18 protein-coding genes and 1 pseudogene are annotated in these 14,893 nt (G+C 69.9%); 11 read left to right on the top strand and 8 right to left on the bottom strand.

Going from position 1 to position 14,893, the window contains the following annotated elements:
* Positions 1-813, bottom strand: a complete 813-nt coding sequence (locus tag ACNSN4_RS12970) for an SDR family NAD(P)-dependent oxidoreductase (RefSeq protein WP_418286238.1) — start codon at positions 811-813, stop codon at positions 1-3.
* A 118-nt stretch (positions 814-931) separates the two neighbouring features.
* Between ACNSN4_RS12970 and ACNSN4_RS12975 the strand changes: the two genes are divergently transcribed.
* Positions 932-1,153 (top strand): DUF8149 family protein, encoded by a 222-nt coding sequence (locus tag ACNSN4_RS12975; RefSeq protein WP_418286239.1) that lies wholly within the window; start codon positions 932-934, stop codon positions 1,151-1,153.
* Positions 1,154-1,391: 238 nt separating this feature from the next.
* On the opposite strand, the gene ACNSN4_RS12980 is transcribed toward ACNSN4_RS12975, so the two are convergent.
* Entirely contained in the window at positions 1,392-1,622 is a 231-nt protein-coding gene (locus ACNSN4_RS12980; protein WP_418286240.1) for a hypothetical protein, read from the bottom strand.
* 116 nt (positions 1,623-1,738) lie between these two features.
* On the bottom strand, positions 1,739-2,512 hold the full coding sequence (locus ACNSN4_RS12985; protein WP_418286241.1) for a GTP cyclohydrolase III: 774 nt from the start codon (positions 2,510-2,512) through the stop codon (positions 1,739-1,741).
* Positions 2,513-2,656: 144 nt separating this feature from the next.
* Between ACNSN4_RS12985 and ACNSN4_RS12990 the strand changes: the two genes are divergently transcribed.
* The 6 genes from ACNSN4_RS12990 to ACNSN4_RS13015 all read left to right on the top strand — a co-directional run bounded on the left by ACNSN4_RS12990 (position 2,657) and on the right by ACNSN4_RS13015 (position 7,917).
* Complete coding sequence (locus ACNSN4_RS12990; protein ID WP_418286242.1) at positions 2,657-3,436, top strand: HAD-IIA family hydrolase; 780 nt, start codon at positions 2,657-2,659, stop codon at positions 3,434-3,436.
* A 378-nt stretch (positions 3,437-3,814) separates the two neighbouring features.
* Positions 3,815-5,221, top strand: coding sequence for a DUF92 domain-containing protein (locus ACNSN4_RS12995; RefSeq protein WP_418286243.1), 1,407 nt, complete (start codon positions 3,815-3,817; stop codon positions 5,219-5,221).
* A gap of 26 nt (positions 5,222-5,247) precedes the next feature.
* Entirely contained in the window at positions 5,248-5,742 is a 495-nt protein-coding gene (locus ACNSN4_RS13000) for a GNAT family N-acetyltransferase (protein WP_418286244.1), read from the top strand.
* 38 nt (positions 5,743-5,780) lie between these two features.
* The gene (hisI, locus tag ACNSN4_RS13005; RefSeq protein ID WP_418286245.1) at positions 5,781-6,212 is read left to right on the top strand and encodes a phosphoribosyl-AMP cyclohydrolase; all 432 of its coding nucleotides are present in this window, start codon (positions 5,781-5,783) and stop codon (positions 6,210-6,212) included.
* On the top strand, positions 6,212-7,384 hold the full coding sequence (locus ACNSN4_RS13010) for a DUF7118 family protein (RefSeq protein ID WP_418286246.1): 1,173 nt from the start codon (positions 6,212-6,214) through the stop codon (positions 7,382-7,384). Before hisI ends, ACNSN4_RS13010 begins: the two co-directional genes overlap by 1 nt.
* Before the next feature lie 134 nt (positions 7,385-7,518).
* Positions 7,519-7,917, top strand: coding sequence for a DUF7975 family protein (locus ACNSN4_RS13015; protein WP_418286247.1), 399 nt, complete (start codon positions 7,519-7,521; stop codon positions 7,915-7,917).
* A 25-nt stretch (positions 7,918-7,942) separates the two neighbouring features.
* On the opposite strand, the gene ACNSN4_RS13020 is transcribed toward ACNSN4_RS13015, so the two are convergent.
* The 5 genes and pseudogenes from ACNSN4_RS13020 to ACNSN4_RS13035 form a co-directional block, all read right to left on the bottom strand.
* The gene (locus ACNSN4_RS13020) at positions 7,943-8,380 is read right to left on the bottom strand and encodes a nuclear transport factor 2 family protein (protein WP_418286372.1); all 438 of its coding nucleotides are present in this window, start codon (positions 8,378-8,380) and stop codon (positions 7,943-7,945) included.
* A gap of 9 nt (positions 8,381-8,389) precedes the next feature.
* Positions 8,390-8,809 (bottom strand): annotated as a pseudogene (locus ACNSN4_RS16560) (double winged helix-containing putative transcriptional regulator); the annotation flags it as partial.
* Positions 8,810-8,820: 11 nt separating this feature from the next.
* Positions 8,821-9,759, bottom strand: coding sequence for a methenyltetrahydromethanopterin cyclohydrolase (gene mch, locus ACNSN4_RS13025; protein ID WP_418286248.1), 939 nt, complete (start codon positions 9,757-9,759; stop codon positions 8,821-8,823).
* A gap of 95 nt (positions 9,760-9,854) precedes the next feature.
* Positions 9,855-10,193, bottom strand: coding sequence for a hypothetical protein (locus ACNSN4_RS13030; protein ID WP_418286249.1), 339 nt, complete (start codon positions 10,191-10,193; stop codon positions 9,855-9,857).
* Between the two features lie 86 nt (positions 10,194-10,279).
* Positions 10,280-10,768 carry a DUF7969 family protein gene (locus ACNSN4_RS13035; protein WP_418286250.1) on the bottom strand — a complete coding sequence of 163 codons (489 nt, stop codon included), beginning with the start codon at positions 10,766-10,768 and terminating at the stop codon, positions 10,280-10,282.
* Positions 10,769-11,056: 288 nt separating this feature from the next.
* On the opposite strand from ACNSN4_RS13035, the gene ACNSN4_RS13040 reads away from it, so the two are divergent.
* The 4 genes from ACNSN4_RS13040 to ACNSN4_RS13055 all read left to right on the top strand — a co-directional run bounded on the left by ACNSN4_RS13040 (position 11,057) and on the right by ACNSN4_RS13055 (position 14,852).
* Positions 11,057-11,794: an alpha/beta fold hydrolase gene (locus ACNSN4_RS13040; protein ID WP_418286251.1), complete on the top strand. Its 738-nt coding sequence runs from the start codon at positions 11,057-11,059 to the stop codon at positions 11,792-11,794.
* 60 nt (positions 11,795-11,854) lie between these two features.
* Complete coding sequence (locus ACNSN4_RS13045; protein WP_418286252.1) at positions 11,855-12,697, top strand: eIF2B alpha/beta/delta subunit family protein; 843 nt, start codon at positions 11,855-11,857, stop codon at positions 12,695-12,697.
* Between the two features lie 174 nt (positions 12,698-12,871).
* Positions 12,872-13,837 (top strand): DUF7260 family protein, encoded by a 966-nt coding sequence (locus ACNSN4_RS13050; RefSeq protein WP_418286253.1) that lies wholly within the window; start codon positions 12,872-12,874, stop codon positions 13,835-13,837.
* 55 nt (positions 13,838-13,892) lie between these two features.
* Positions 13,893-14,852, top strand: coding sequence for a TIGR03571 family LLM class oxidoreductase (locus ACNSN4_RS13055; RefSeq protein ID WP_418286254.1), 960 nt, complete (start codon positions 13,893-13,895; stop codon positions 14,850-14,852).
* Positions 14,853-14,893 lie beyond the last annotated feature (41 nt).

The following is a 14,893-nucleotide window of genomic DNA, read 5'->3' on the forward strand; positions in this document are numbered from 1 at the left end:
CTACCGGTCGATCAGCCGTCCGAGGAGCCGTCCGGGGAGCCCGGCGCGGATCAGCCTGTCGTACAGCCGGTCGGGGAGCACCGCGCCGAGTCGCGGTAGCCACTTCGCGCGGCGGCTCACGCGGTAGCGCGTCCGCGGACGGTCGGTCGTGACCGCCTCGACGACGCGCTCCACCACGGTCTCCACGTCGCTGGCGGCGGGGGCGTACCCGTCGAACGCCCGGTAGTCGGCCGCGTACGGGCCGTCGGGGTCGCGTGCCGCGAGGGCGGACGCCTCGGCGGCGGCCCGCTCGTTGAATCCGGTGCGGATCGGTCCGGGTTCGACGAGCGAGACTGCGGCGCCGTGCGGCTCCGTCTCCCTCCGAAGGGCGTCGACGTACCCCCTGAGACCGGCCTTGGCCGCGCTGTAGGCGCCGTGGTAGGGGAGCGACACGCTCCCGAGCATCGAGCCGACGACCACGATCCGGCCGCCGCGCTCGCGGAGCGTCGGGAGCGTCGCGCGGACGACCGCGTGGACCGCGGTCAGGTTGGTGTCGAGCTGGCGGCGGAACGACTCGACGGACGTGTCCTCTATCGCGGCGATCGCGTAGCCGCCGACGCAGGAAACGACCCGATCGAGGGGACGGCCCGCGAGGAGCGCCGCGACGGCGTCGTCGTCTCGGAGATCGATCGCGTGGGTCTCGACCGCGTCGGGGAGGGCGGCGAGACCGTCCTCGTCGACGTCGACGCCGATCACCGCGTGGCCGGCGGCCGCGAGCGTTCGGGCGACGCCACCACCGATCCCGCCGGCCGCTCCGGTCACGAGGACGCGCATGCCTCGAGGTAGCACTCCGCGACAATAGACAGTGGCGGTTCCGTGCCGTCCAGTGGCTTATATACCCACTTCCGCCGCTCCCGAAGGCCTATACGGACCACCCGCGAGGGTTCGGACGATGTCCACCGATGAACCGTCCGTGCCGATCGTCTGCACCGAGTGCGAGACGGAGACCCGTGTGCCGTTGTCAGACGTGGCCGACGCGCTCTCCCGACACAACGACGGGAAACACGGCGGAGCGGAGATCGCGGAGGTCGATCCCGGGCTGAAAGACCGGCTCGCCGATCTCGTCGCCGAGGATCTCGGACTCTTCGACGAGGATCCGGACGAACCGAACTGAGTCGGTCAGCGAACGGTCGGCGGGCGGTCAGTGAACCGCCCCGGGGCGTGACCCCGAGGCGCTCGCCTTGCTTATCTGTAGACCGTGACCGCGACGGCGAAGAGGCGGCTTCGGCCGAGAGAGCGGGGCAGGTCGACTGGCGGTCTATCTGTCGTGACGGTCCGTCGCACCCATCACGGGGAGCCGATTCCAATCGCGAACGCGGGGGCCGCTGTCATCCCCCGACTCGCGTTCGGAGTCAGTCGTTCTGCGCGAGTGCACCCTTCGGGTGACCCTTGTGCTGGAGGTTGCGATTGTCGCGTTTCCGCGTCGCCGTCGCCGGAATGACTTCTTTGACCTCGGCACGCGGGCGACCGGTGTAGCCGTGGTCCGGGTGTTCAGAACAGTGCGCCATCGCGTCGTGAGAGCCCTCCCAGGGCCCCTCGTTGCAGTCGTCCGCCGTGCAGACGAACACTATGTCGTCAGACATGTTAGCCGAGGGTTTCTCTCGGGTGTATAAAAACGTCACAGCCACAGTATCACATCCGATAACCGATATGGGCGACCCGACGGGGCGTGAACAGCGCGCCGATCAGTCGCAGGCGGTCAATCGCCGGCGGCCGGGGCGCCGAACAGCTCGACGCTCGTCCCGTCGTGGCGACAGTCCTCCAGCGCGTGTTTGGCCGCGAATCCGGCCTCGTGGGCGGACGCTCCCCGTCCGACGCCCACCTGCAGCTCCACGTCGACGTCCTGCTTGACGTGGGCCACGGCGTCGGTGAAGGCCCGTTCGAGGAGGTCGGGACAGACCGCGATGATGTTGTCGCCGCCGACGAAGAAGGAGAGCGCGCCGTGGGTCTCGCGGAGGTACCGCATCAGCGAGGCGTACGCCTGTTCGATGTTGATGAACGTGTCGAACTCGTTGAGTTGGTCGGTGTACTTCCCCGTCGCGTTGACGACGTCGAAGTGAGCGATCTGGAGGTCGGCGGGCGTCGTCTCGGTGAGGTATTCACCGGCGAGCACCTCCGTCCGGCTCTCGTCCTGTGCGCTGCCTTCGAGCTGGATCCGGTGATTTGCGGCCTCCAGCGCATCGACGGGTCGCTCGGCGACCGCGGTTCCGAGGCTGACGGTCACCGGATAGCGATTCCCGATCGACTCTTGAAGCGCTGCGTGGGCCGCGCCGTCGACGCCGTTCGTCACCGCGATCATGTTGTCGAATCGCGTGAAGAAGACGTACGCGTCGCGGTGCCCGACGAACTGCGCGATGTCGGCGAAGAGGCGCGATTGAAGGGTCTGTAAGTCCATCTCCCGTCGCGGCTCCGGCGTCACCGTCCACGGCCCGTAGTTGTCGATCTGGACGAGAGTGACTTGGGTCGTCGTCACAGTAACACGTCGTTGGGGACGATGCCGCTTTACGCTTCCGTTATCCCGAAGTTGGTACCGGTATCGTATCTGGAACAACACGCAGGCGTTATGGGTCCTCGCTCGGGTCGCAACCACTAGGGGCGTGGCGTTCGGAGAAACGGTATGACAGTCAGCGGGGCCGTCCTCGACGTGGACGGCACAGTCGTGCGGGGTAACGATCCGATCCCGGGCGCGCCGTCGGGATACGAACGGATAGTGACGGCCGGGATCGAGACGCTGTTCGTCTCGAACAACCCGACGAAGGCGCCGCCGGCGTACGTCGACCGGCTCGGGGCCGCGGGGTACGACGTCGACGCCGACCAGGTGTTTACGGCCGGGACCGTGACGACCCGGTACCTCCGGGAGCACCACGCCGCCGACGAGCTGTTGTGTATCGGCGCGCCGGGGCTGCTCGAGCAGTTCGAGGCGGCCGGGCTCGCCACCACCGAGGACGTCGACGCCGCCGACGCGCTCGTCGCCTCGATCGACCGCGAGTTCGACTACCAGGACCTGTGTACCGCGATGTGGACGCTCGACCGCGACGTGCCGTTCGTCGGGACCGACCCCGACATCGTCATCCCGGCGCCCGACCGCGACGTGCCGGGCTCGGGGGCCGTTATCAACGCGATCGCCGGCGTCGCCGAGCGCGAGCCGGACGTCGTCCTCGGCAAGCCCTCTGACACCGCGATCGAGATGGTTCGCGAGCGTCTCCCATATCCGCCGGAGGAGTGTCTCGTCGTCGGCGACCGTCTCAACACGGACATCGCGCTCGGGGAGCGCGCCGGCATGACGACCGTTCTCGTTAGGTCCGGCGTCACGGACGACGCGACGCTCGCGGCGTCGGATATCGAGCCCGACTACGTTCTCGACACCCTCGGCGAGATCGACCGAGTCATCGACTGATCGTCTCGCACTCCGCTTCGGACGCTCACTTCGTATTTCCCTCAACGCTCTCACGGAATCGCTCGTATCAGCCTCGTTTACCGAGCCTTTCACTTTCACCGTGTGGAAAACAGTTATGTATGGAAGCGACTACCGCTCGAACATGACTGTGGTTGACTCACACGAAGATGACCCCACCGATGACGAAGACCCAGAGCGGACCGTTCGGGTCCTCGAAGGACACGCCGTCCAGTACAACGAGTACCGGTACTGAACGACGACGGACACCGGTACCGAGCAGGTCCACCGGAAGCGTGAAGCCGAACGCGGACGCGAACCGCCGGAGATCGTTCGACCGCTGTCGGGACCGTTAAGTGCTCGTCGCGGGTAGCCGGAGGTGTGATACCGAGGCTTCGACGTGCGAGTATCTTCGCCGCGGTGGGTGCGCTCGCAGTCCTCGCGCCGACCCTCGGCAACGCTGCGGCCGTGCCGTTTCTCGCCGTCGCTGCCCTCGCCTTCTTCGGCATTCGCGACGGAGAGTGGTTCGATATCCTCGCACTGCCGGGTGACAGGGAAGAAGAGCGGCTCTACGGACTCGTCGCCTTCTCGCTCGCCGCCGGCGGCCTCGCGCTGTTCGCGACGGTCCCCCCCGTCCCCCTCCCGTACGAGGCCTTCGCCGCGGCGACGCTCGCCGTCGGCGGCGGTCGCCTCGGCCGTGAACTGGTCGGCCGGAAGACCGCCGACGAGTTCCCCCTCGTCGCGGGATACGTCGCCGGCGGGACGGCAACCGCGCTCGTCGGCCAGGTCCTCGTGCAGCTCCAGACGACCGCCGGACCGGACGAGTGGCTCGCTCCCGCGTCCGCCTCCGCCCTCGCCGACGGCGGAGCCACCGCGTCTGCCGTCGCAGGCCCGATCGGCTCCGCCCTGCCCGGGATCGTCTTTCTCGCGGCCGTCGCCGCGCTGACGGCCGCGTTCGTCAGGTCGCTGGTGTTCGCCCGCGACGCGCACATCACGGTCATCCTCGTCGCACTCACTGTGTGGGGGTTCATCGTGCTGACGCCGACGGTAAGCGCTCCGCTCATCCTCTTCGGACTGGGCGTGACCGGCGCGCTCGGGTACGTCTCCTTCGCCCTCGGGACTGCATCCGTTCCCGGCATGTTGACCGGCGTGCTTGCCGCCCTACTGGCGGTCGTGCTCGGCGGAATCGGCTGGTTTCTCACCCTCATGTCGTTTTACGCGGTCGGCGGACTCGCCTCGAAATACCGGTTCGACGAGAAGGCCGACCGCGGCGTGGCTCAGGAGAACGAGGGCGCCCGCGGCACCGGCAACGTCCTCGCGAACTCCGCGGTCGCGCTCGTCGCCGTGATCGGCTACGCGGCGACCGCCCACGTCGACGTGTCGCCCGCGCTGTTCGGACTTGCGTTCGCGGGCGCGACGGCGACCGCGATGGCCGACACGCTCTCCTCCGAGATCGGGGGACTCTACGACGGACCGCGACTCGTCACGACGCTCGAACCGGTTCCCCCCGGCACCGACGGCGCGATCACGTGGCAGGGCGAGGTCGCCGGGATCGCCGGGGCGTGTATCGTCGGCGCGCTCGCCGCGCTCGGCATGCCGCTGGGCGCTGCCGCCGTCGGCGGCGGCATCGTCGTCGCCGCCGGCGTCGCCGGGATGACCGTCGACAGCCTGCTCGGCGCCCTGATCGAGGGCGAGCGGATCGGCAACCAGGCGGTGAACTTCCTCGCGACGCTCGCGGGCGCGACCGCCGCGGTCGCGTGTGCCGTCGCGCTCGGGGTAGCGCTCTGAGATGACGGTCGAGGTGACGCCCTGAAATGACGGGAGCGGGCGATTCCGACGGGAGCGACGAGGGGGCGATAGCCGGCGTCGACCCTCGCGTCCGCGACGCTCGCCCGTCGGACGCCGATCGGATCCGCGAGCTGCAGTCGCACCTCCGACAGCCGAATCCCGACCTGTTGGAGTACGCGCTCGCGGTGGGCGACGCGCTCGTGAGCGTCGACGGCGGCGAGGTCGTCGGCTACCTCCTCCCGGTCGACGCGCCGACGGCGGCCGGTGTCCACCTGACGGAACTCGCGGTCCTCCCGTCACACCGCCGGGAGGGACGCGCTCGCGGCCTGCTCTCGGCCGTGATCGGCGACGCCAGCGGTCCCGTGACGCTCCGGGCACACCCGGACAACGACGCCGCGCTCGCGCTGTACGAGACGCTCGGATTCGCGGTCGTCGACCGGCGTGCGGACGCGTACGACGACGGCGACGCGCTCGTGTTGCGACTGGACGGACCGGCTCGGAGCGGACCCGTGTCGAGATAGACAAAAGGCCTATTCGAGCCCCGCGCCTCCGGCGAGACATGACCGATTCCGACGCGGACGCGAGCGGGACCGCGGGGAGCGACGCCGAAACGGGCAGCGCGGCCGACTCCGCCCCGATAGCTATCGACTTCGGCGAGGACGGGCTCGTTCCCGCCGTCGCCCAAGACGCCGACTCGGGCGAGGTGCTCATGCTGGCGTACGTCTCGCCGGAGGCGCTCGAACGGACCCGGGAAACGGGCGAGGCGCACTACCACTCCCGATCTCGCGACGAGCTGTGGCACAAGGGCGGTACCTCGGGACACACGCAGGCCGTCCGGGAGGTCCGCGCGGACTGCGACGCCGACACGCTCCTGTACCTCGTCGATCAGGAGGGCGGCGCGTGCCACACCGGCCACCGGTCGTGTTTCTATCGGACCGTCGACGGGGAGCGCGTCGGCGAGCGCGTCTTCGATCCGGACGAGGTGTACTGATGGGCGGAACGGCGGCCGCGTCGGACGACTCCGGGTCGGACGACGTCGATCCGGTCGCCGCCGCGGGCGGGGCGGCCGCGCGGCTCCGCGAGCGATACGACGAGCTCGGGAGGATCGAAGGGCGGATCGCCGACCTCGGTCGCGAGCGCATCGAGGCCGCGGTCGACGCGTACCGCCGCGCGCACCGCGTCCTCGACCAGTACGAGGACGACGCGGTCGGCAGCGGCGACTTCGCCTCCTACGTCCAGTTCGAGGGCGAGTTCGCGAACGCCGTCGACGTCGGGGACGACGCGCTCGCGGCCGACGCGTTCGCCGCCGCCGATGACGCCGTTGATAAGCGCCGCCTCTCCGCCAGCGACTTCGACGCGGCCCGCGACGCGCTCGAACCCGTGAACGAGTACGTCGCGCTCCTCACCGACCGCGACGACGCCGTGGACGAGTATCGGGCAGCCAGGAAAACGGCGATCGACGCGAGAAAGCGGCTCACCGCCCGACTCGACGAGCTGCACGAGGTCGCCGCGATGGCCGACGCGGACCTCGACGCCGACGTCGACCGACTGCGAGATCCGATAGCGGAGTACAACGGGGCGATCCGCGGGGCGTTCGACGAGTTTTATAAGTCGGCCTCGGCCCGCGACGTCTTCGCCTTCCTCGACCGCGCCGACGGGACCCCCTTCGTCGACGCCGACGTGCCGCCGACGGACCTGGCGGAGTACGTCGCGGAGTACGCCGCCGGCGAGGAGCCGCTGCCGACGCTTCTGGAGTACGCGGGTTACTCGAACTCCAAGCTGGAGCACTACGTCGACGATCCCGGCGCGCTCCGGACGGCCGTCGCGGTCCACCGCACGTACATCGAGCGGCTCGACGCCGAGCCGCTGACGCTCGACTGGCCGCCCGCGACCGGCGGCGAACTGGCCTACGAGATCGACGAGCTGATCCCGCTCGTCTCTCGAATAGCCGACGACGGGACGGTCGCGACGCTCCGATCCGTCCGGGACCTCGCCCGCACGGACGAGTACGAGCGGCTCAGGCGATCCGCCGAAGTGCGGGACGCGCTCGACGAGCCGGAACTCGATCTGCTCGAGCGCGGCGTGATCGACGACCGCGTCCGGGCGGCGGAACGGACTCGCGAGATCGTCGAGGACGTGCTGGCGGAGACGGAGCGAGCGTAGCGGGACGCGTTGACGGAGACGAGGCGAGCGTAGCGGGACGCGTTGACGGAGACGGAGCGAGCGTAGCGGGACGCGTTGACGGGGGCGAATCGCGAGTGACGACTTTTTAAGGGCTACCGGCGCCGAGAGAGCCCATGACCCGATTCGACGCCGCGACGGAGGCGGAGCGGCTGAAGTTGTTCGCGGACGCGGCGGCCGCCCACCGCGCCCGTTCGAGCGACGTGATGACCGTCGACGTCGACCCCGACAGCGACGTGACCGAGGGCGGCGAGGTGCCGCCGTGGATCCAGCTCGCGGGCACGGAGCTCATCTTGGACTGCACCGACGCGGAGCTGGAACGCTTAAAAGGGCTCCTCGGCGAGTTCCCCGAGTTCCGGATCGACGAGCTCGTCAGTCCCGAGGAGGCGGAGGGGACGAACGCGGTCGTCACCGCCCGCTCCGACGCGAACCGCGTCGCCGGGTTCATCGACCGGGCGTTCCGCGAGGTGTACGGCCTCGACGAGGAGTACCGGGCGTGGGTGACGGCTATTTAAGAGGAGGCTACCGTCGGCGCGTCGGTCACCCGCCCGCGTACGTCTCCAGCGCTGTCAGCCGGCCGTCGTCGACGTCGAAGGCGTCCACGAACGCGAACAGCTCCTCGCCGTCCGCGTCCAGCAGTCGCCCGTGGACGGCCACGCCCGGCCCCTCGGGGAACACCCCGTCGACGACGTGCGTCGTGTCGGTCAGCGGCCGCTCGTCGCGCATGAACGCCACGAACCGGTCGCGACCCTCGAACGTTCTGTCGGGTCGCCGCTGGACGAAATCCGGGTCGAGCAGGGCTTCGAGCCGGTCGTACTCGCCGGCGTCGAGGGCGTCGTAGTAGGCCCGCGCGAGCGACGCGGAGTCGCTCTCGAGCGCGTCCCCGGCGACGTATGCGGGGGCGTCGTCGCCGTCGCGGTCGCTTCCGGCGTCGCGGTCGACCGACTCGGCGAAGTCGACCGACGCGAGCCACCGCAGGAGCCGATCGGCGCGCTCGCGCCACGACGCCTCCCAGTCCGGGTCTCGGGCGCGGTCGTGGCGCGGGACCGCCTCGCGGGTCCGCTCGAACAGTTCGTCCGGCGTGAGCGGGTCTTCGGGCGTCGCCGACCGCAGCGCGTCGAGCGTCTCGGGCACGAGGAGGACCCCGTCGCGGAGCCCGTCGCGGACGAGTTCGGGGGTCGGCTCCGCGTCCGTCCGGACGAACCCGCGCGACGTTTCGCGGGCCAGCCCGAGCGCGCGGAGGAACGCGAGCCAGTCGTTCGCGACCTGCCGGTTCGGGAGGCCCTGTCGGTCGCGAAGGCGGGCACAGCAGTCGTCGGTGCTGCCGGGGACGAGCGGCACCGCTCGCTGGTAGTCGCGGAGCGCGTCGAGGTCGTCGGGCGGCTCGGGAACCGGTTTGAGACGCATCGTCGAGAGCGTCAGCGGTAGTCGAACGACTCCGCGAGCAGTTCCTCGTCCGTCTCGCCGACGGTGTAGACGGGGCCGTCGACGACGTCGACGGTGACCTTCGCGGGCGCGAAGACGCTCTCGGGCACCTCGTAGAAGTCCCAGTCGGCGTCTTCGAACACCTCGACGAACGGGGTACCGTACTCGTCGCGGGCGGTCGAGACGATCTGTTCGAAGCGGTCGTCGTCGCGCGCGACCTGCAGGTGGACCTCGCCGCCGTAGGCCAGCGCGTCGTTCGTCCGGGCCATCGCGAGGTCCTCGTCGCGGGTGACGGGTGCCATCGGCGCTGACCCCGACGCGTGGAGCACGTCGGTCGGCTCGTAGCCGACCTCGAGGAGGCGGAAGACGGCCAGCTCCGCGGCGCGCGCGGCGGTCGCGACGGAGCCCGCCGTCGACCCGGTCGCGTACGTCGGGAGGAACACGCCCTCGGCGTCGACCTCGGCGAGGTCGGCGACGTGGTCCGCGACCTCTTCCGTCGGGAGCGTCGTCGACTCGACCGTCAGCGTGGCGAACTCCGAGGAGTCGTAGTAGCCGACGCGTTCGAACTCCGTCTCCTGGCCGACGAGGGCTCGCGCGGGTCCGGAGCCGAGCCCCTCGAACCCGCTCTCGAAGGCGAGCTCCCAGCCGGCCTTCTGCGAGCAGAGCAGCGCGACGGCGGGGTGGTCGGTCGACAGCTCGACGTACTGCCGCGGCGCGTCCGCGACTTCGCCCATTCGAGTGCGGAGGTTCGCGAGTCCGGCGGTCTGGATCTCGGCGAGCAGCAGTCCCGCCTCGACGCCGCCGGTCGCGTCGACGCCGAAATCGACGACCGTGGCGCCGTTGTCCAGCTCGTAGCCGACGACGTCGAGCTCGCCGGCGAAGTCGAGCGCCTCGTCGACGAGCTCGATCGCAGTCCGATTGATGCTTTCCATACGGGCCCTTCTCGCTCGCGCATTAAGGCGTTTGTCTGTCGGACTCGTCACCGTCCGGGGTCTCGGTTTCTATCGCGACTCCGAACGGGTTCCGATTACGCGTCGACTTCGAGGTCCACGCCGTCTATCGGGTCGATCCGGAACACGTAGTCGTCGTACGCGTTGTCCAGATTCGCCGGTCCCTCCGCGACGGTGTGGTCGATACAGAGGAGCGCGGTCGCCTCAACGGCTCCCTTCCCCGTGTCCTCTTGGTAGCGCTCCGTGACGACGAACGCCGCGGGCTCGGTACAGCCCCGTCGGTAGCACTCGATCGGCGTGTCGTCCGGCGGTTCCTCCTCGTCGCCGCGCTCGCGAGCCTCCGAGATATCGCGTTGGATTCGGCGGCGCTCGGCGCTCCGCGCCTGCTGCTCGCGCCCCGATTTTGTGTCCGGCATACGACACCCGTCGTGCCTTGTGGACATAACCCTAGGGGGCGTTTCGGACGCGTCGAGACCGCGACCGCGCCCGTGTGCCGAACCGGTTACCAGAACCCGCCGTCAGATCGGTCCGATCCGTCCGGACCGTCGGGGCCCGACGGGCTACGGGGACCGCGGGGGCCACGCTGGCGGGGATCCGGATCGATCTCCACGAGTTCCGTCTCGCTCCGCGGGTCGATCTCGCGGCCCGCTTCGTAGCGAACGAAGGAGAGGTAAAAGGGCTCGCCGCAGCCGACGCCGTCAGCCCTCGGCTCGCGATACGGCTCGTCGCCGTCGAGGTCGCCGCCCCGAACCCCGTCGTGGGGGTCCCAGACGACGCCGTCGCTCTCGCCGCAGACGAAGCGGACGCCGTCGATCGGTTGTGTCTCTCCATCAGCCGATTCCGCATCGTCCTCGAACGGCTCGGTCGGCGCGACGTACCGCCACCCCTCCAGCGGGTACGGCGTCACCGACTTGTCGGCGAGATAGCCGTCGCGGGCGAGTTCGACGAGCGTCCCGCAGTGGGGACAGTAGTAGGTGACCGGGTAACTCATACGGCCCGTACGGTCTCCGTTTGTATACCATCGTCGGCGCCGACGACTCGGCGACGCCAGCTTCTTGATCGCTGCGCCCCTTCGTCCGATATCTCACCCGATCCCTCTACCGGCCCCTCCGACGATGCCGCCACCGCCGTCTCACGCGACTCCGAGCCGAGACTCACCAGACGCCGCCTCCTCGTCGGGCTCGCGGCCGGAGTCGGCATCGCCGGCGCCGGCGGCGTCGCGCTCGTCCGTTCGCTCGACGGCGACGCCGGGGTCTCCACCGCCCCGGCCGACCAGCCGATGCTCTCCACGCGGGAGTCGATCGACGGAGCGGGCCCTTCCGACCCCCCGGAAGCGGCGGTCGACGCGACCGGTTCCTGGGCGTTCGCCGACGCCGACGCGCTGTTTCTGTTCGTTCACGGATTTTCCACCGACGCGACCGGCGCTCGGGACCAGGCGTACTCCGCGGCGCTCGCGCTCTCGGCATCCCGGTCCGGCGACCCGCCGTCGGTCGTCGGGTACGACTGGGCGTCGGACGCCGACTGGGACGAGGCGAAGCGGACCGCCGACGCCAACGCCGCTCCCCTCGCCGAGTGGCTGACCGACTGGGCCGACGACGACGGGCGGCCGGTCCACCTGATCGGCTACTCGCTCGGCGCGCGGGTGGCCTGTGAGACGCTTCGCGCTCTCGTCGAGCGCGACCGGCCGGACGCGGTCGCCTCCCTTTCCCTGCTCGGCGGCGCGATTCCCCGTACCAGCGTGACGCGCGGTGGGCGGTACGGTCCGGCGATCGCGGCGGTGTCCGGTCCGGTCGGCAACTTCCACAGCGCCAACGACCGCGTGCTCGGCTGGGTGTACCGCGCGTCGGATCGGACTCGCGCGGTCGGCCACGGTGGGATCGGCGACGCCGGAGACGCCCCGGCGGGATACGCCGATATCGACGTGACGGACCTCGTCGCGGACCACTACTCGTATTTTCATCCGGAGGACGGGTGCATGCCACGGGTCGTCGAGCGAATCGAGGAGCACGCTCAGTGAGAGACTCCCCCACCGCGGAACCCCGGAACCCCTTTTAATTGGGACGACAACCGTTCAGGCATGATCGACGAGACCGTCGCCGAGATCCGGGCGATGCGGACTCACAGCACGTCGGCGGTGGCCGTGAAGGCGACGCAGGCGTTGGCGGAACTGCTCGACCGCGAGTACATCACCGTCGACGAGTTCGAGCGCGACCTCGAACACAACGCGGGCGTGTTGCGCCGGTCGAACCCCTCCCACGCCGCGCTCCACAACGCGATGCGCGAGGTCGAGCGCTCCATCGTCGGCGAGGCCACGAGCGTGGAGAGCGCGAAACAGCTCTTGGAGGACGTGATCGCCCGCGTCACCGATGGCATCGAGACGGCGAAGGGCGAGGCGGCCGCGAACGCCGCCGAGCACATCGAGGACGGCGACACCCTGCTCGTCCACGACTACTCCACGACCGTCCTGGAGTCGATCGAGAACGCCGCGCGCGACGGCGCCCGCCTGACCGTCTACGTCACGGAGGCGCGCCCGCGGACGCTCGGCCGGAAGACGGCGCGCGTGCTCGCCGGAATGTCCCGGATCGACGTCCGCATGGTCGTCGACAGCGCGATGGGGTACGCGCTCCGCGACTGCGACCGCGTCCTCCTCGGGATTACCTGTATCACCGGCGGGACCTACTACAACCGGATCGGCACGTTCCCGCTCGTCGTCACGGCCCGCGAGCTCGGCGTCCCCGTCACCGCCGTCGGTTCCGGCGCGAAGACGATCGAGGAGTTCCGCTTCGAGAACGAGTTCCGCGACGCCGTGGAGGTGATGCGCGAGCCGGTGGAGGGCGTCACGATCGAGAACCCGAGCTACGACGCGACGCCGATCGGCATGGTCGACACCGTGATCACTGACGAGGGCGTCGTCGAGTAGTTCACACCGTCACCGGTCACCTTCGCTTATACACTCTCCACCGCCAACAGCAGCAGCGGCGTACCACGGACAAGCGCCGCGGTGAACCGTTGAGTCGCCGCCGAAGTCGATTCGTTCCGTTCGGCGCTGAATCGAACGAAAAGGCTTTGTGTGAGCACCGTGTTAACGTGTGTAATGAGTTCCAGTCCGGGTTCCGCCGCGGCCTTCCGGATCCCGAGTCACGAGCCGGCCGTCACGGAGTGTGCGAGCCTGTCGTGTACCCTCGGCGAGGTCGTGACCGAGCCCGGAGCGGTCACCGCGGTCGTCATCGCCGGGCTCGTCGCGATCGTCGCCTTCGCGTACGTCCGCGACGCGAAGGAAACCGCCCGCCGCGAGCGGCGACGCGTGCTGGACGAACGCGACGCGTTCGAGGAGTTCGCCGCGCGCGTCGCCGACCTCGACCCCGCCCCCGCCGAGTTGACGACGACCGCCTTCGACGGCTCCGCCGTGGGAGTCAAGCGCGCCGATAGGGTCGCTGGTTCCGGCCGAGGCGGCGACGTGCGACTCAGACGCGTGTTGGCCGCGTACCGCGACACCGTCATGTCGTTGCCCCACTACAGGGCGGAGTACGACGAGACGATCCCCGAGAGCCTCGCCGCGGAGCTGGGACCGGACGCCGCGACGTCGCTGGCGTCGAACGGGACGCTCTCGACCGGCGCACAGTCCGCTCTCACCGAGCGAAGTCGCCACGCGGCGACGGCGCGCTCCGACCTCGCCGAGGCGATCGGCGCGGAGATCGACGCGCTCACTGACGCCGAGGCCGAACTCGCCTGCGTCGACCGCCGGCGCCGCCGACTCATCGAGCACCTCGACGGCGTCGAACACGACCGCACCGGCGCGGCGATCGACGTCTGGGAGCGTCTCGATGACCTCGAAGGGGAGTGCGAGGAGCTCGCCGCAGAGCGGCAGCGCGCGCTCGACGACCCGCCGATGACGCCTGATCTCGGGTCGGGACAGGACGATGACCGCGCGTTTTACTCGTACCTGTACGGCGGCGGAGATGGACCGCGATTCCCCGTGCTGGCGCAGGTGTCGGAGCTCGCCGAACGGGTCCGCGCTGACGCCGATCGCGTCGCAAGTCAGGTTTCACGCGGGGGGTAAGTCGGAGTCCGGCTGAATCCCGGGAGACAATTGTCTGCGGTACGAAGTCGACACGATGAGCGACCCGACCGAGACGGGTGACGGTATCGAAGCGATCGACGCGGCACACCGAAACGCCGGCTTCGAGCGGCTGTTCGGCGGGTCGGACCTCACGTTCGGACTCGGGTTTCCGCTGACGGGGACGCGGCGATCGACCCCGGATCCCGCCCGCGAGGTCCGGCTCGCGGAGCGGGCGGAGGCGCTCGGTCTCGACGGGCTCTGGGCGCGGGACGTGCCGACGTACTGGCCGCGGTTCGGCGACGCCGGCGGGGCGTTCGACCCCTGGAGCCTGCTGTCGCACGTCGCCGCCCGCACCGAATCGGTCGCGTTGGGCACGTCGAGCGTCGTGCTCCCGCTCCGACACCCGATCCACGTCGCGAAGTCCGCGGCGACCCTCGACCGGCTCTCCGACGGTCGAGCCGTCCTGGGTGTCGCCTCCGGCGACCGCGACCCGGAGTACGCCGCGTTCGGCGTCGACCGCGAGAGCCGCGGGCGGGCGGTCCGGGAGAGTATCGCGGCGATGCGCGCCTGCTGGCGCGACGAGTTCCCCGAGATCGGAGGCGAGTGGGGAAGGCTCGACGGCGACCTCGACGTGCTACCGAAGCCGACGACGGAGACGCTCCCGGTGTTGCCCACGGGCAACGCGAGGCAGTCGACCGAGTGGATCGCCGACAACGGCGACGGCTGGCTGTTCTATCACCTCCCCGATGAGACGCTCCGGTCTTACCTCGACGAGTGGCGCGAGCTCGCCGGCGAGAAGCCGTTCGTCATCGCCCTCGGCGTCGAGTTCGCCGACGATCCCGGTGCGGATCCCGAGCATCTCCACCTCGGCTACCGCGCCGGGGTCGAGTGGTTCCGCGAGTACTTCCGGCGACTGGACGCGTTCGGACTCGATCACGTCATCGTCGGCCTCCGCGGCGACGACCCGGAGGCCGCGATGGAGACGCTCGCGGACGAGGTCATTTCGGGGCTGTAAGCATTCGGCTCGCCCGTCACAACCGGGAGACGTATGCTGAC

This window comes from Halorubrum marinum (assembly GCF_048381195.1).
Classification (GTDB): domain Archaea; phylum Halobacteriota; class Halobacteria; order Halobacteriales; family Haloferacaceae; genus Halorubrum.

What these genes read in the sequence shown, in the direction of transcription:
- ACNSN4_RS12970 (WP_418286238.1), bottom strand. Translation starts at nt 813, where the DNA reads ATGCGCGTCCTCGTGACCGGAGCGGCCGGCGGGATCGGTGGTGGCGTC.
- ACNSN4_RS12975 (WP_418286239.1), top strand. Translation starts at nt 932, where the DNA reads ATGTCCACCGATGAACCGTCCGTGCCGATCGTCTGCACCGAGTGCGAG.
- ACNSN4_RS12980 (WP_418286240.1), bottom strand. Translation starts at nt 1,622, where the DNA reads ATGTCTGACGACATAGTGTTCGTCTGCACGGCGGACGACTGCAACGAG.
- ACNSN4_RS12990 (WP_418286242.1), top strand. Translation starts at nt 2,657, where the DNA reads ATGACAGTCAGCGGGGCCGTCCTCGACGTGGACGGCACAGTCGTGCGG.
- ACNSN4_RS13000 (WP_418286244.1), top strand. Translation starts at nt 5,248, where the DNA reads ATGACGGGAGCGGGCGATTCCGACGGGAGCGACGAGGGGGCGATAGCC.
- hisI (WP_418286245.1), top strand. Translation starts at nt 5,781, where the DNA reads ATGACCGATTCCGACGCGGACGCGAGCGGGACCGCGGGGAGCGACGCC.
- ACNSN4_RS13010 (WP_418286246.1), top strand. Translation starts at nt 6,212, where the DNA reads ATGGGCGGAACGGCGGCCGCGTCGGACGACTCCGGGTCGGACGACGTC.
- ACNSN4_RS13015 (WP_418286247.1), top strand. Translation starts at nt 7,519, where the DNA reads ATGACCCGATTCGACGCCGCGACGGAGGCGGAGCGGCTGAAGTTGTTC.
- mch (WP_418286248.1), bottom strand. Translation starts at nt 9,759, where the DNA reads ATGGAAAGCATCAATCGGACTGCGATCGAGCTCGTCGACGAGGCGCTC.
- ACNSN4_RS13030 (WP_418286249.1), bottom strand. Translation starts at nt 10,193, where the DNA reads ATGCCGGACACAAAATCGGGGCGCGAGCAGCAGGCGCGGAGCGCCGAG.
- ACNSN4_RS13035 (WP_418286250.1), bottom strand. Translation starts at nt 10,768, where the DNA reads ATGAGTTACCCGGTCACCTACTACTGTCCCCACTGCGGGACGCTCGTC.
- ACNSN4_RS13040 (WP_418286251.1), top strand. Translation starts at nt 11,057, where the DNA reads ATGCTCTCCACGCGGGAGTCGATCGACGGAGCGGGCCCTTCCGACCCC.
- ACNSN4_RS13045 (WP_418286252.1), top strand. Translation starts at nt 11,855, where the DNA reads ATGATCGACGAGACCGTCGCCGAGATCCGGGCGATGCGGACTCACAGC.
- ACNSN4_RS13050 (WP_418286253.1), top strand. Translation starts at nt 12,872, where the DNA reads ATGAGTTCCAGTCCGGGTTCCGCCGCGGCCTTCCGGATCCCGAGTCAC.
- ACNSN4_RS13055 (WP_418286254.1), top strand. Translation starts at nt 13,893, where the DNA reads ATGAGCGACCCGACCGAGACGGGTGACGGTATCGAAGCGATCGACGCG.